Annotated in this window: 11 protein-coding genes and 1 pseudogene; 4 read left to right on the forward strand and 8 right to left on the reverse strand. The window is 64.6% G+C overall.

Annotated features, from left to right (window positions below; translation table 11 throughout):
• Window position 1 precedes the first annotated feature (1 nt).
• The 6 genes from panD to NFX52_RS01265 form a co-directional block, all read right to left on the reverse strand.
• A complete protein-coding gene (gene panD / locus NFX52_RS01240) occupies window positions 2–382 on the reverse strand; it encodes an aspartate 1-decarboxylase (RefSeq protein WP_055402873.1) in 381 nt (126 codons plus the stop codon).
• 58 nt (window positions 383–440) lie between these two features.
• Complete coding sequence (locus NFX52_RS01245; RefSeq protein WP_055402872.1) at window positions 441–815, reverse strand: 6-carboxytetrahydropterin synthase; 375 nt, start codon at window positions 813–815, stop codon at window positions 441–443.
• Between the two features lie 24 nt (window positions 816–839).
• The gene (gene queE / locus NFX52_RS01250) at window positions 840–1475 is read right to left on the reverse strand and encodes a 7-carboxy-7-deazaguanine synthase (RefSeq protein ID WP_055402871.1); all 636 of its coding nucleotides are present in this window, start codon (window positions 1473–1475) and stop codon (window positions 840–842) included.
• Window positions 1472–3061, reverse strand: coding sequence for an L-aspartate oxidase (nadB, locus tag NFX52_RS01255; protein ID WP_055402869.1), 1590 nt, complete (start codon window positions 3059–3061; stop codon window positions 1472–1474). Before nadB ends, queE begins: the two co-directional genes overlap by 4 nt.
• 66 nt (window positions 3062–3127) lie before the next feature.
• The gene (locus NFX52_RS01260; protein ID WP_082437692.1) at window positions 3128–3991 is read right to left on the reverse strand and encodes a segregation and condensation protein A; all 864 of its coding nucleotides are present in this window, start codon (window positions 3989–3991) and stop codon (window positions 3128–3130) included.
• A gap of 64 nt (window positions 3992–4055) precedes the next feature.
• Entirely contained in the window at window positions 4056–4262 is a 207-nt protein-coding gene (locus NFX52_RS01265) for a DUF3460 family protein (RefSeq protein WP_055402867.1), read from the reverse strand.
• Between the two features lie 77 nt (window positions 4263–4339).
• On the opposite strand from NFX52_RS01265, the gene NFX52_RS01270 reads away from it, so the two are divergent.
• The gene (locus tag NFX52_RS01270; protein ID WP_055402865.1) at window positions 4340–4852 is read left to right on the forward strand and encodes a hypothetical protein; all 513 of its coding nucleotides are present in this window, start codon (window positions 4340–4342) and stop codon (window positions 4850–4852) included.
• Window positions 4853–4878: 26 nt separating this feature from the next.
• On the opposite strand, the gene NFX52_RS01275 is transcribed toward NFX52_RS01270, so the two are convergent.
• Window positions 4879–6546, reverse strand: coding sequence for a SulP family inorganic anion transporter (locus NFX52_RS01275; protein ID WP_055402864.1), 1668 nt, complete (start codon window positions 6544–6546; stop codon window positions 4879–4881).
• A 311-nt stretch (window positions 6547–6857) separates the two neighbouring features.
• On the opposite strand from NFX52_RS01275, the gene NFX52_RS01280 reads away from it, so the two are divergent.
• Both NFX52_RS01280 and NFX52_RS31040 read left to right on the forward strand, forming a co-directional pair.
• Window positions 6858–7508, forward strand: coding sequence for a YitT family protein (locus NFX52_RS01280; protein WP_055402863.1), 651 nt, complete (start codon window positions 6858–6860; stop codon window positions 7506–7508).
• Window positions 7509–8177: 669 nt separating this feature from the next.
• Window positions 8178–10358: an integrin gene (locus tag NFX52_RS31040; protein ID WP_162239801.1), complete on the forward strand. Its 2181-nt coding sequence runs from the start codon at window positions 8178–8180 to the stop codon at window positions 10356–10358.
• A 116-nt stretch (window positions 10359–10474) separates the two neighbouring features.
• Here NFX52_RS31040 and metG read toward each other — a convergent pair whose 3' ends face one another.
• Window positions 10475–12574 carry a methionine--tRNA ligase gene (metG, locus tag NFX52_RS01290; RefSeq protein WP_055402858.1) on the reverse strand — a complete coding sequence of 700 codons (2100 nt, stop codon included), beginning with the start codon at window positions 12572–12574 and terminating at the stop codon, window positions 10475–10477.
• Between the two features lie 174 nt (window positions 12575–12748).
• On the opposite strand from metG, the pseudogene NFX52_RS01295 reads away from it, so the two are divergent.
• Window positions 12749–13070: pseudogene (locus NFX52_RS01295) on the forward strand (SMP-30/gluconolactonase/LRE family protein); the annotation flags it as partial.

The following is a 13070-nucleotide window of genomic DNA, read 5'->3' on the forward strand; positions in this document are numbered from 1 at the left end:
GTTAGAGGGCCTGGGTGGGCACCGCGTGGCGCAGCTCGGTCTGGTGGTTGTGGTCGTCCACAAACACCAGCTGGGGCTGGTGGGTGGGCACCTGGTCCTCATGCACCTGGGCGAAGGCCGCAATGATGATGAGGTCGCCTGCGGATGCGCGGCGTGCGGCCGAGCCGTTCACCGAGATCATGCCGCTGCCGCGCTGGCCCTTGATGGCATAGGTGACGAAGCGCTCGCCGTTGTTGATGTTCCAGATGTGGATCTGCTCGTTCTCTGCGATGTTGGCGGCGTCCAGCAGGTCTTCGTCGATGGCGCACGAGCCTTCGTAGTGCAGCTCGCACTGGGTCACGGCCACGCGGTGGATCTTGGATTTGAGCAGGGTGCGGAACATCGGCTTCCTTCAGTGAAGTCTGTGAATGGGGGGCTGCCGACGGCAGGGTCGTGATCAATCAGGGCTGTGGAAAGTCCAGCATGCAGCTGTCGCCCAGCGCTTCGCGCCACACGCGCACGCGGCTCACGCTGGCGCGCAGATCGGCGGGCAGCGCCTGGGCGATGAAAACGCACAGGTTCTCCAGCGTCGGCGTGCCCAGGCCGGGCACGTCGTCCAGCATGTGGTGGTCCAGCTGCTCGCGCACCACCTCCAGGCCCCGGCGCAGCAGGCCCAGGTCCAGCACCATGCCGGTGGCGGGATCGCGTGGGCCGCTCAAAAAGACTTCGGCGTGGTAGGTGTGGCCGTGCACGCGGCGGCTGCCTTCGGCCTCGACTTCGCGGCGCAGGGTGTGGGCGGCGTCGAAGAAGAACCGCTGGGAGATGGTGAACAACATACGTGAACCAAAAATGAAAACCGCTCACCGGATACCGGTGAGCTTGTGGGTTTGCAGGCTCAGGCGCCATGCAGGGTGGGCCAGGCAGGCGTTAATGCAAGCGGCAGTGTTCTGTCGCTGCAGCAGGCCGTCCATGGGCTGCAGAAAGCGGTGGTTGAACTGCGTGTCCTGCTCCAGCGCCTGCAGATCAAACCCGGGCTGGGGCCACACCAGCTTCAGCTCCTGCCCGCTGCGTTGCACCCAGGGGGCTCCCGCCTTGGGGCTGATGCACAGCCAGTCGATGCCCTCGGGCGCGGCCACGGTGCCGTTGCTTTCGACAGCGATGCGGAACTGCCGCGCGTGCAGCGCGTCGATGAGCGCGGTGTCCACCTGCAGCAGCGGCTCGCCACCCGTCAGCACCACCAGGCGGTGGCCGGCGTCCGCAGGCCATTGGGCGGCGATCAGCTCGGCCAAGGCTGTGGCGGTGTCGAACTTGCCGCCCAGCGTGCCGTCGGTGCCCACAAAGTCGGTGTCGCAGAACTGGCAGATGGCCTGGGCGCGGTCCTGCTCACGGCCCGTCCAGAGGTTGCAGCCCGCAAAGCGGCAGAACACGGCGGGCGTGCCCGCCTGGCCGCCTTCGCCTTGCAGGGTGTAGAAAATTTCTTTGACGCTGTAGGTCATCGGGCCACCGGTGGTACGAGCAGGGTGGGGGCCGCAGGCGCGGCCACCTCGGGGTAGTCGCGGCTGAAATGCAGGCCCCGGCTTTCGCGGCGCAGTTGCGCGCTTTTCACGATCAGGTCGGCCACCTGCACCAGGTTGCGCAGCTCCAGCAGGTCGCGCGTGACGTGGAAGTGCGCGTAGAACTCCTGGATCTCGCCCTGCAGCATGGCGATGCGGTGCGCGGCGCGCTCCAGGCGCTTGTTGGTGCGCACGATGCCCACGTAGTCCCACATGAAGCGGCGCAGCTCGTCCCAGTTGTGGGAGATGACGACGGACTCGTCGGCATCGGTCACGCGGCTGTCGTCCCATGCGGGCACGGTGGGCAGTTCTGCGGCCGGGGCTGCAGCGATAGCCTGCGCGGCCGCGCGGGCAAACACCATGCATTCGAGCAGCGAGTTGCTGGCCAAGCGGTTGGCGCCATGCAGGCCGGTGCAGGCGACTTCGCCCACGGCAAACAGGCCCGGCAGGTCGGTGCGGCCGGCCAGGTCGGTCAGCACGCCCCCACAGGTGAAGTGGGCGGTGGGCACCACGGGGATGGGTTCCTTCGTGATGTCGATGCCCAGCGACGCGCAGTGCGCCAGGATGTTGGGGAAGTGCTCTTGAAGGAACGCGGGGCTTTGGTGCGAGATATCGAGGTGCACGCAATCGAGGCCGTGTTTCTTCATCTCAAAGTCGATGGCGCGGGCCACCACGTCGCGTGGGGCCAGCTCGGCGCGCGGGTCGTGGTCTAGCATGAAGCGCGTGCCGCCAGCCGACGGCGGCAGCTTGAGTTGCCCGCCCTCGCCACGCACGGCTTCGCTGATGAGGAAGGACTTTTCGTGCGGGTGGTACAGGCCCGTGGGGTGAAACTGGATGAACTCCATGTTCGCCACGCGGCAGCCTGCGCGCCAAGCGGCGGCAATGCCGTCGCCCGTGGCGGTGTCGGGGTTGGTGGTGTAGAGGTACACCTTGCCTGCGCCGCCCGTGGCCAAAATGGTTTGCGGTGCACGAAAGGTGACGACCTCGTCGGTGTCGCTGTCCAGCGCGTACAGGCCCAGGCAGCGATTGCCAGGCAGGCCCAGCTTGCGCGTGGTGATCAGGTCCACCAGCGTGTGCTGCTCAAACAAGGTGATGCCGGGTGTAGCGCGCACCACGTCGATCAGCGTGCGCTGCACCGCCGCACCGGTGGCATCGGTCACATGGGCGATGCGGCGCGCGCTGTGGCCGCCTTCGCGCGTGAGGTGCAGCTGGTCGCCTTCGAGTGTGAAGGGCACACCCAGCTCGCGCAGCCAGGCGATGGATGCGGGCGCGTTCTCCACCACAAAGCGTGTGGTGGCCAGGTCGCACAGGCCCGCACCGGCCACCAGCGTGTCTTCGATGTGGGCGGCAAAGCTGTCGTCGTCAGCCAGCACGGCGGCAATGCCGCCCTGGGCCCAGCCGCTCGATCCATCTTGCAGCGTGCGCTTGGTGATGACGGCCACGCGGTGGGTGGGCGCCAGGTGCAAGGCAGCCGAGAGGCCAGCGAGGCCGCTGCCTACGATGAGAACGTCGAAGTCGTGGGATGCCATGGCTTGCGGGTGAAGAAAGGGGTAACGCCACGGCCACCGGCCAGGGCGGTGAACAGGGGAGCCAGCCTAGACCGGCGTGTAAGCGAGGCGCACGTAAATGGGGGCAAAAGCCTCGGCCTGCGTGATCTCGATCAGCGTCTCTTTGGCCAGCTCCAGCAGCGCGATGAAGGTCACCACCAGCACGGTGCTGCCTTTTTCGGGTTCGAAGAGTTCTTCAAACTCCACAAAGCGGCGGCCCTGCAGCGTTTTGAGCACCATGCTCATGTATTCGCGCACCGAAAGTTCCTCGCGCGTGATCTTGTGGTGCTGCACAAGCTTGGCGCGTTTGAGGATGTCGCGCCAGGCGTCCTGCAGCTCCACCACGTGCACGTCCGGAAAGCGCGGCTGCAGGCTTTGTTCGATGTAGACCTGGGCCTTCAGGAAGTCGCGGCCGTACTGCGGCATGTGCGACAGGCGCATGGCCGCCATCTTCATTTGCTCGTATTCGAGCAGGCGGCGCACCAGCTCGGCGCGGGGGTCTTCGGGCTCCTCGCCGCCTTCCTGCTTCTTGGGCGGCAGCAGCATGCGCGACTTGATCTCGATGAGCATCGCCGCCATCAGCAGGTACTCGGCTGCCAGCTCCAGGTTGCGGCTGCGGATCTCGTCCACATACGCCAGGTACTGCTTGGTAACCCCCACCATGGGGATGTCGAGGATGTTGAAGTTCTGCTTGCGGATCAGGTACAGCAGCAAATCGAGCGGGCCTTCGAAGGCTTCCAGGAAGACTTCGAGCGCATCGGGCGGGATGTACAGGTCTTGCGGCAGCGCAAACAGCGGCTCGCCGTACAGGCGTGCCAGCGCCACCTGGTCGACCACCACGGGCATGCCCGCGGCGTCCAGCGCGGACAGATCCGGCGAATCGGCCACGTCGGCTTCGTTCGCTGTGGTCATGATTTGCTATAAAAAAATGAGCTTATAGCGCTTGTTGGATAAGCGCTAGAGGCCATTTTTATGCTTAATCTGCGTTGGTCTGGTAGACGTACGGCTTTTGCTCCACCTGGCCTTCGCGGTACTCGGTCCAGATGCTGCGGTCCACCTTCTTGTCCCACAGCAGGGCACGGCCTGCCAGCTGCTGGCTTTCCAGTTCGGGGCGGCTGGCCTTGAGCTGGTTGATGAACTGGGTGGCGTCTGATTGGTAATCGGGGCGGCGGAAAATAGACATGGACTGTGAATCTCTTTCTTGGAACGCATCAGGCACAGTGACGCACCAAAGGTCCAAGATTTTACCGGGACGAATTTATGCGCTTGATATATCGCGCCGCTGCCCTGGCAGCTGCCGCTTTTTCCCTGATCGCTCTTACCGCCTGCGACCCCCAGCGCATCAGCGAGCTGAAAGAGGGCGTATCGACCGAAGCCGACGTGCGCGACCGCTTTGGCGCCCCCGAGAACGTGTGGGAAGAACCGGGCGGTGCCCGCACCTTCGAATACAACCGCCAGCCCGCAGGCCAGGTCAACTACATGATCACCATCGGCCCCGATGGCCGCATGATCGCGCTGCGCCAGGTGCTCACGCCCGAGACCTTTGCGCGCGTCGTGCCTGGCATGCGCATGGATGAGGTGCGCCGCCTGCTGGGCAAACCCGCAAAGGCCACGCCCTACGAGCTGAAGAAAGAGACCTGGGTGGACTGGCGCTATCTGGAGGCGCCCAACCAGGCCAAGGTGTTCACGGTGGTCCATGGGGCTGACCTCGTGGTGCTGCGCACGCAGACGGGGGCCGACCTGGACGCGCCGGAGTTCAAGGGCGGCAAGTAAACGGTTGCTCCGCGCCCTGCCGACAACTACACATCCACGCTGGCGCCGCCCTGGGCGGCCAGCCGGTCGGCAAAGCCCGATCGCTCGATCAGCGAGCGTGGCTGCTCGTGCAGGTTCACCACCGACATGCGCCCACCGCGCGCTGCCACGGCTTTGAGGATCTGCTCCAGCGCATCCAGCCCGGTCGTGTCCAGCGCCACCAGCTCGCAGGCGTCCAGCACCACATCCATGCCGGGCGGGCCGGTTTCCACCGCCTGCACGATGGGGTCGATCTTGGCGGCTGCGCCAAAAAACAGCGCGCCGTGCAGGCGCCAGCGGGCCACAGTGCGCTGGCCCGGCGGTGTTGGAGTGGGTTCGGGCTCGCGCACCGCGCGAAACAACCCGCTCATGCGCCGCACAAACAGCGCGCAGGCCATGAACAGGCCCACCTCCACCGCCACCGTGAGGTCGAACACCACCGTGAGGAAAAACGTGCCCAGCATCAGCAGCCGATAGTGGTTGCTGAAATGCTTGAGCCGCACAAACTCGTGCCACTCGCCCATGTTCCAGGCCACAAACAGCAAGATGCCCGCCAGCACCGCCAGCGGAATGTGCAGCGCCAGCGGCGCAGCCACCAGCACGATCGCCAGCAGCGTGAGTGCATGCACCATGCCCGCTACCGGCGACGTGGCGCCCGCGCGGATATTGGTCACCGTGCGCGCAATGGTGCCGGTGGCCGGCATGCCGCCAAAAAACGGCACGATCATGTTGGCCGCGCCCTGGGCCATCAGCTCTTGGTTGGGGTCGTGTTTTTTGTGGTGCGGGTCGGTGGCCAGCTGGTCGGCCACGCGGGCGCACAGCAGCGACTCGATGGCACCCAGCAACGCGATGGTGAGTGTGGGGGTGACCAGCAGCCGCACCGTCTCCCACGAAAAATCGGGCAGCGCAAACACCGGCAGCGCCTGCGGAATGCCTCCAAAGCGCGAGCCGATGGTCTCCACCGGAAACCTGAGCCCCCAGGCCAGCAGGCTCAGCGCCACCAGCGCCACCACGGGTGCGGGCACCCGGGCAAACCGGCGCACCGTGTGCCCCTCCATGAGCCGGATCACCGGCGAGCCCTTGAGGAACAGCCGTGGCCAGAGGAACAGTAGCGCCACACACGCCAGCCCCAGCCCGAACGCATAGGGGTTGAAGGTGCCGATGTGCTGCGCCAGCGTGCTCACCTGCGAGAAGAAGTTGCCCGGCATGCGGTCAATCGACAAGCCCAGCCAGTCTTTCACCTGTGACAGCGCAATCAGCACCGCAATGCCGTTGGTAAAGCCGATCACGATGCTGACCGGCACAAACCGCACCAGCGTGCCCAGGCGAAACAACCCCAGCAGCACCAGAATCACGCCCGCGCAGGCGGTAGAGATCAGCAGATTGGCCACGCCATAGCGCTCCACAATGCCGTAGACGATCACGATGAACGCGCCCGCCGGCCCACCAATCTGCGTGTTGGCGCCCCCAAGGGCAGAGATGAGGAAGCCCGCAATGATGGCCGTCCACAGCCCCGCCTCGGGCTTGAGGCCACTGGCAATCGCAAACGCCATGGCCAGCGGCAGCGCCACAATGCCCACCGTGACCCCCGCACCCACGTCGGCCAGCCAGCGGCTCTTGGTGTAGCCGCGCAGGGCGTCGATCAGGCGGGGGCGAAAGGCGGGCGAAAACGGCATGGAGGCAACCAGTGTAGTGAGCGCTTCTTGAAGTGCAACCGATGGCGGTCCCAACCACCCGATGGCGTCACACCGGCGCTGCAATAGCGCCACAACAGGGCCACAAACAGAGTCTCCGCAACTTCGATAGCTTCAGCTCCATGTCGGTGTTGTATCGAATTTGCTCCTAATTTGATAGCTATTGACGCTTGCTGTATAAGCGATGGATGACAAAAATGCCTGAAATCTGCCAAGACTGGCAAGGGAAAGCAGCCCCTGCGCACTGGCGCGTTGCTTGCTAGTTGTGGTGCACTGCATCCCCACCTGCTCCCATGCCCGACACCGTTCACCCTCCTGCCATGCCGACGCCCGAAATGTCCCCCCCGCCATCGCTGCGCCACGGCCTGTTCGAAGACGCGCAGGCCCTGTTCGCGGGCACCTTGTTTGTGGCCATGGCGCTCATGCTTTTCAACCAGGCGGGCCTGCTGGTGGGCGGCACCGCGGGCGTGGCGTTTTTGCTGCACTACGTCACGGGCATTTCGTTCGGCAAGCTGTTTTTTGTGGTCAACCTGCCGTTCTACTGGTTTGCCTGGACGCGCATGGGCCACGAGTTCACCATCAAGACCTTTGTCTGCGTGGGCCTGCTGTCGCTGCTGACCGAGCTGTTTCCGCACGTGATGCATGTGGACTACCTGAACCCGCTGTTCGCCTCGCTGCTGGGCGGGCTGCTGCTGGGCACGGGCTGTTTGTTTCTGGCGCGCCACCGCTCCAGCCTGGGCGGTGCCACGGTGGTGTCGCTGTATCTGCAAAGCCGCTATGGCATGCGGGCGGGCAAGGTGCAGATGATGATCGACGGCTCCGTGGTACTGCTGGCGCTGTTCGTGGTGCCGGTCGAGCGTGTGGCGTATTCGGTGCTGGCCGTGCTGGTGATGAGCGGGTTCTTGTGGATCAGCCACCGGCCAGGGCGCTACGTGGGGCATTGAGGGACGGGGCCGCCAGCGCGACGGCCGCCTGTCTCCGATCGTGACCAAGTCCTTAGAGCCTGTTCAAAGTCTTTTTGGAGATCGCATTGGAGTGCAATCGGGAGGAGTGGATGCTTCGGGTGCGCCGCATGGGCTCGTGCCCATGCAAGCAGCCGAGGCTTCCAATCGCCCGATTGAACTCCAACCCTTCGGGCAAGTGCCTTGCCGGGCGGTCTGCGGCGTTGCGGCGCTTGTGGATAGCCAAGCTATCCACTGCGCACCGCGCCTTGCATCCCATCCCGGCAAGGCACTTGTGCGACTCCAAAAAGACTTTGAACAGGCTCTTAGGGGCCTGAGCTCCCGCCGAACGCCCCTGCGCGACTCCATTCCACCCGTCAACCCTGCTTCAGTGGGGGTGTGTTTGCATGCCCACCCACCATAGAGTTTGTGGCACCCCGCCTGCGCCCGCACGAGGGGCGCCGGGCTCGCCCGCGCCTCCTGAATAGGTGAAGTGCCCACCCCGTTCACTTGCCCGGAGAACCCTTGATGTACCGAACTTTTTCCGCCAGCGCTGAAGCACTGTGGGCGAGGCTTGGTGGGGCGGCAAGGCTGCTTCTTTTGATTGCGAGCGGAGTCTTGATGGCCTGCGGCGGTGGCGAAGACCCTGCTGCGCCCCCGCCGCCCCCGCCCGTGGCGCAACATGCTGTGGGCGGCACTGTGACGGGGCTGGTGGGCACGCTCGTCCTGGCCAATGGCACGGAGGCGGAGCTGACCATCACGGCGAACGGCAGCTATGCCACCAACGTTTTGCAGGGCCAGGCCTACAACATTGTTGTGCGTACCCAGCCCGCCGGGCAGACCTGTGTTGTGGAAAACGGTTCGGGTGTGGTGGCAGGCCCGGTTACCAACATCTTGGTGACATGCACCACCAATACCTACACCGTCGGTGGATCGATCACGGGCCTGCTGGGCGTGGTGACGTTGCGGCTCAACGGCGCTGCGGATCTGTTGGTGGCCACCAATGGCGTTTTCGGGTTTGCCTCACCGCTGACCCATGGCAGCTCTTACGCCGTGACGGTGCATGTACAGCCTGCGAATCAGGTTTGCACGGTGGAGGCTGGCACCGGGGTTGTCGTGGCGCCCGTGACCCAAGTGAGAGTGCGTTGCAGCACCGTCTCATCGCCTCCGCCTCCTGCTCCCCCCCCTCCACCGGCTCCACCCACGCCGGGTGGCCTGGGCATTGCCTATGGGACGAAGGCACTGGTCTTTTCGTGGACCTCGACGCCCGGCGCAACCCGCTACACGGTGTACGAAGACCCGGACGGCGCGGGCCCGCTGGTACCCGCGCAAATCGGGTCGACCGCGGCCACCGGGCTGACCTACGCAGTTCCGGTGCTGCTGCACCTTCGGGTGAATGCGACGTACACCGTGCAAGCCTGCAACGCGGGCGGGTGCAGTGCCCCATCGGCCTCCATGGCGGCAGACATGGTGCGTGCCATTGGCTACTTCAAGGGATCGACTACCACCGCCGAAGGCCGGTTTGGCAACCGCGTGGCCTTGTCCAGCAACGGCTCCACCCTGGCCGTGGGGGCGTATGGAGAGGGTGGCAACACCGGGGCGGTATACGTATTCACGAAGAGCGGCGCCACGTGGTCGCAGCAGGCGCGCATTGCGGCCCCCAACGGCGAGGCCAACGATTATTTTGGCAATGCCGTGGCGCTGTCGGCCGACGGCAACACGCTGGCCATTGGCGCGGATGGCGAGAGCGGCGACCAGAAGGGCACGTTTGCGACCATGCCCGCCACCAACAACCTGGCCAGCAACTCAGGCGCCGTCTATGTCTATTCCCGCACGGGCGCCGTCTGGTCGCAGCAGGCATTCATCAAGGCGAACAACGCGGATGCCGACGATCTTTTCGGTTCATTCGTAGCCCTCTCGAACGACGGCAACACCCTGGCGGTGGGGGCCTATAACGAGGATGGTGACCTGACTGGAACACACGGCAATGGAGCTTATGCTGCGTCCGGGGCTGCCTATGTCTTTGCCCGCACGGGCACCAGCTGGGCGCAGCAAAGTTACCTCAAGGCCTCCAACGCAGGCGCGGGAGATTTCTTCGGCATCTACCTCAGCCTGTCTGGCGCAGGCGACACCCTGGCGGTGGGCGCGTTCTTTGAGCGCAGCGCCCTGGCGAGTGATCCTGCGGACGACACCTTGACCAATGCCGGTGCGGCTTACGTGTTCCAGCGCAATGCGGGGGCATGGTCGCAGCAGGCCTATCTGAAGGCCCCCAGTCCCCAAGCGCAGGACCGCTTCGGTGTGTCGGTCATCCTGTCAGGCGACGGCAACACGCTGGCGGTTGGCATGGATGGAGACAGCAGCAACTACACAGGCAGCTTCGTCGTGCCTCCACCCAGCAACACCCTGGCACTCAACTCTGGCGCGGTGTTTGTGTTCATTCGCGCAGGTGGCGTCTGGCAGTCACAGGCGTACTTGAAAGCCTCCAACACCCGCACCCCCCACCGGTTTGGCAACAACTTGGCCATGTCCAGCGACGGCAACACGCTGGTGGTGCCGTCGTACCGCGACGACAGCAATGCGCGCGGATTCAATGGCGACCAGGCCAACACCGCCGCTGCGGATGCGGGCGCTGTGCTGGTGTTCCGCCGCAGCGCAGGCACCTGGGCGCAACAGGCCTACCTGAAGGCACCCAATTCGGGCGCTGGGGACCGGTTTGGTGGACGTGTGGCGATATCGGGTGACGGCACTACGCTGGCCGTGGGTGCATCCACCGAAGACAGTGGATCGACTGGCGTTGGCGGCAATCAGTCGGACGAAAGCAGCACCAACGCGGGCGCGGTGTACCTGTACTGATAACTGGATGAAGGGGGGCAGTCAACATGCCGCCCCTTCCTCTATCAGCGGATGGCGAGGGGCTCGGCACCCCTCGGCATCCTTGACGGTTGCTTTGTCTATGAGCGTTGCAGGCCTTACCGCACCCGCATGCCGGGCGTGGCGCCCGGCCAGGGGTTGAGCACGTAGATGCCGGGGTTGGCTTTCTCGTCGCCATGGCTGGCGGCCAGCACCATGCCTTCGCTCACGCCAAATTTCATCTTGCGTGGGGCCAGGTTGGCCACCATCACGGTGTGCTTGCCCACCAGGTCTTCGGGCTTGTAGGCGCTGGCGATGCCGCTGAACACGTTGCGCGTGCGGCCTTCGCCCACGTCCAGCGTCAGGCGCAGCAGCTTGGTCGATCCCTCCACCGGCTCACAGTTCACGATCAGCGCAATGCGCAGGTCGATCTTGGTGAAGTCGTCGATGGTGATGGTGGGGGCGAGTTCTTCGCCACCAGGATGGGAGTTGGCTGCTAAGGTTTCAGTAGCTGCTGGCGCTTTTTCTACTTGCGCTGGGGCCTCAAACAGTGCTTCAAGCTGTTCTGGGGTCACGCGCTGCATCAGGTGCTGGTAGGGCTGGATGGCTTGCACGTCCCCCGCCACGTTCCACTGCTGCATGTTCACGCCCACAAAGCCTTGCACCGCCTGGGCCAGGCCCGGCAGCACGGGGGCCAGGTAGCGGGTGAGTGTGGCGAAGGCGTTGACGAGCACCGAGCACACCTGGTGCAGGGCCTCGTTGTTGGCAGCGTCCTTGGCCAGATCCCAGGGCTTGTTCTGGTCCACATAGGCGTTGACCTTGTCGGCCAGCAGCATGATCTCGCGCGTGGCCTTGCTGTATTCCCGCGTTTCGTACATCTGCGCGATGGCGTCGCCCGCGCCGCGCACCTCGGCCAGCAGGGCCGCGCCCGTGGTGCCAAATTGGTCGGTCAGCTTGCCATCAAAGCGCTTGGTCAAGAAGCCCGCCGCGCGGCTGGCAATGTTCACGTACTTGCCGATCAGATCGCTGTTCACGCGCAGCATGAAGTCTTCGGCATTGAAGTCGATGTCTTCATTGCGCGCCGACAGTTTGGCGGCCAGGTAGTAGCGCAGCCATTCGGCGTTCATGTTCAGGCTCAGGTACTTGAGCGGGTCCAGGCCCGTGCCCCGGCTCTTGCTCATCTTCTCGCCGTTGTTCACGGTCAAGAAGCCGTGCACAAACACGTTGTTGGGCGTGTTGCGGCCGCTGAAGTGCAGCATGGCGGGCCAGAACAGCGTGTGGAAGGTGACGATGTCCTTGCCGATGAAGTGGTACTGCTCCATCGCCGGGTCGGCCATGTAGGCGTCGTAGCTTTCGCCACGCTTTTCCAGCAGGTTCTTGAGTGAGGCGAGGTAGCCTACGGGCGCGTCCAGCCACACGTAGAAGTATTTGCCGGGCGCGTCCGGGATCTCGATGCCGAAGTAGGGCGCGTCGCGGCTGATGTCCCAATCGCCCAGGCCTTCGCTGGTGGTGCCGTCGGGGTTGGTGCGGACGGTGAACCACTCCTTGATCTTGTTGGCCACCTCGGGCTGCAGTTTGCCGTCCTGCGTCCAGTTTTCCAGGAACTCCACGCAGCGTGGGTCCGAGAGCTTGAAGAAGAAGTGCTCCGAATTCTTCAGCTCGGGCTTGGCACCCGACAGGGCCGAGAAGGGGTTGATGAGGTCGGTGGGGGCGTACACCGTGCCGCATACCTCGCAGTTGTCGCCATACTGGTCCTTGGCGTGGCACTTGGGGCATTCGCCCTTGATGTAGCGGTCGGGCAGGAACATGTTCTTCTCGGGGTCGAAGAACTGCTCGATGGTGCGTACTTCGATCAGGCTGCCGTCGGCACGGTCGCGCAGGTCGCGGTAGATCTGGCGGGCCAGCTCGTGGTTTTCGGGCGCGTCGGTGCTGTGCCAGTTGTCAAAGCTGATGTGAAAGCCGTCCAGGTACTGCTTGCGACCCGCAGCGATGTCGGCCACGAACTGCTGGGGCGTTTTGCCCGCTTTTTCGGCGGCAATCATGATGGGCGCACCGTGGGTGTCGTCCGCACCCACAAAGTTGACAGCGTTGCCCTGCATCCTTTGGTACCGCACCCAGATGTCGGCCTGGATGTATTCCATGATGTGGCCGATGTGGAAGTTGCCGTTGGCATAAGGCAGGGCGGTGGTAACGAAGAGTTTGCGGGCGGAGGTCGTCATGAAAAGCGGCTTTCTCAGGCGGAACCCGCGATTTTAGGCGGTCGGCAGTATCCCTGGCTGTGGCGTGCGCTGTGCTGGCCTCTCCCGGTCGCGCAGGTGCCAATCAGGGCGTGCGTGCAGGCCGCCTATGGCACCACAATGCCCCGCATTCCAACAATCAACAGGAGACAACACATGGCGAGCACATGGGCAAAACGGGTGGGGTGGGGCGTGGGTGGCGCCGTTGTGGCGGTGGCCGCATACCTGGCGATGTGGCCCGTGCCCATTCAGCCAGTGGCATGGACTGCGCCTGCCGCGCCCGGCTACCAGGGCGTGCACGCCCCCAACCAGCGCCTGGCCAAGTTGAACATCATCGACCTCAAAGGCGAGGTGGGCCCCGAGCACATCGCGTTCGGCAAGGACGGCAAGCTCTACACCACCGTGCTCAGCGGCAGCATTTTGCGCATGAGCGCCGATGGCTCGGGCCAGGAGGGGTTTGCCAACACGGGCGGGCGGG

It is taken from the genome of Acidovorax facilis (assembly GCF_023913775.1).
Lineage (GTDB): Bacteria > Pseudomonadota > Gammaproteobacteria > Burkholderiales > Burkholderiaceae_C > Acidovorax > Acidovorax facilis.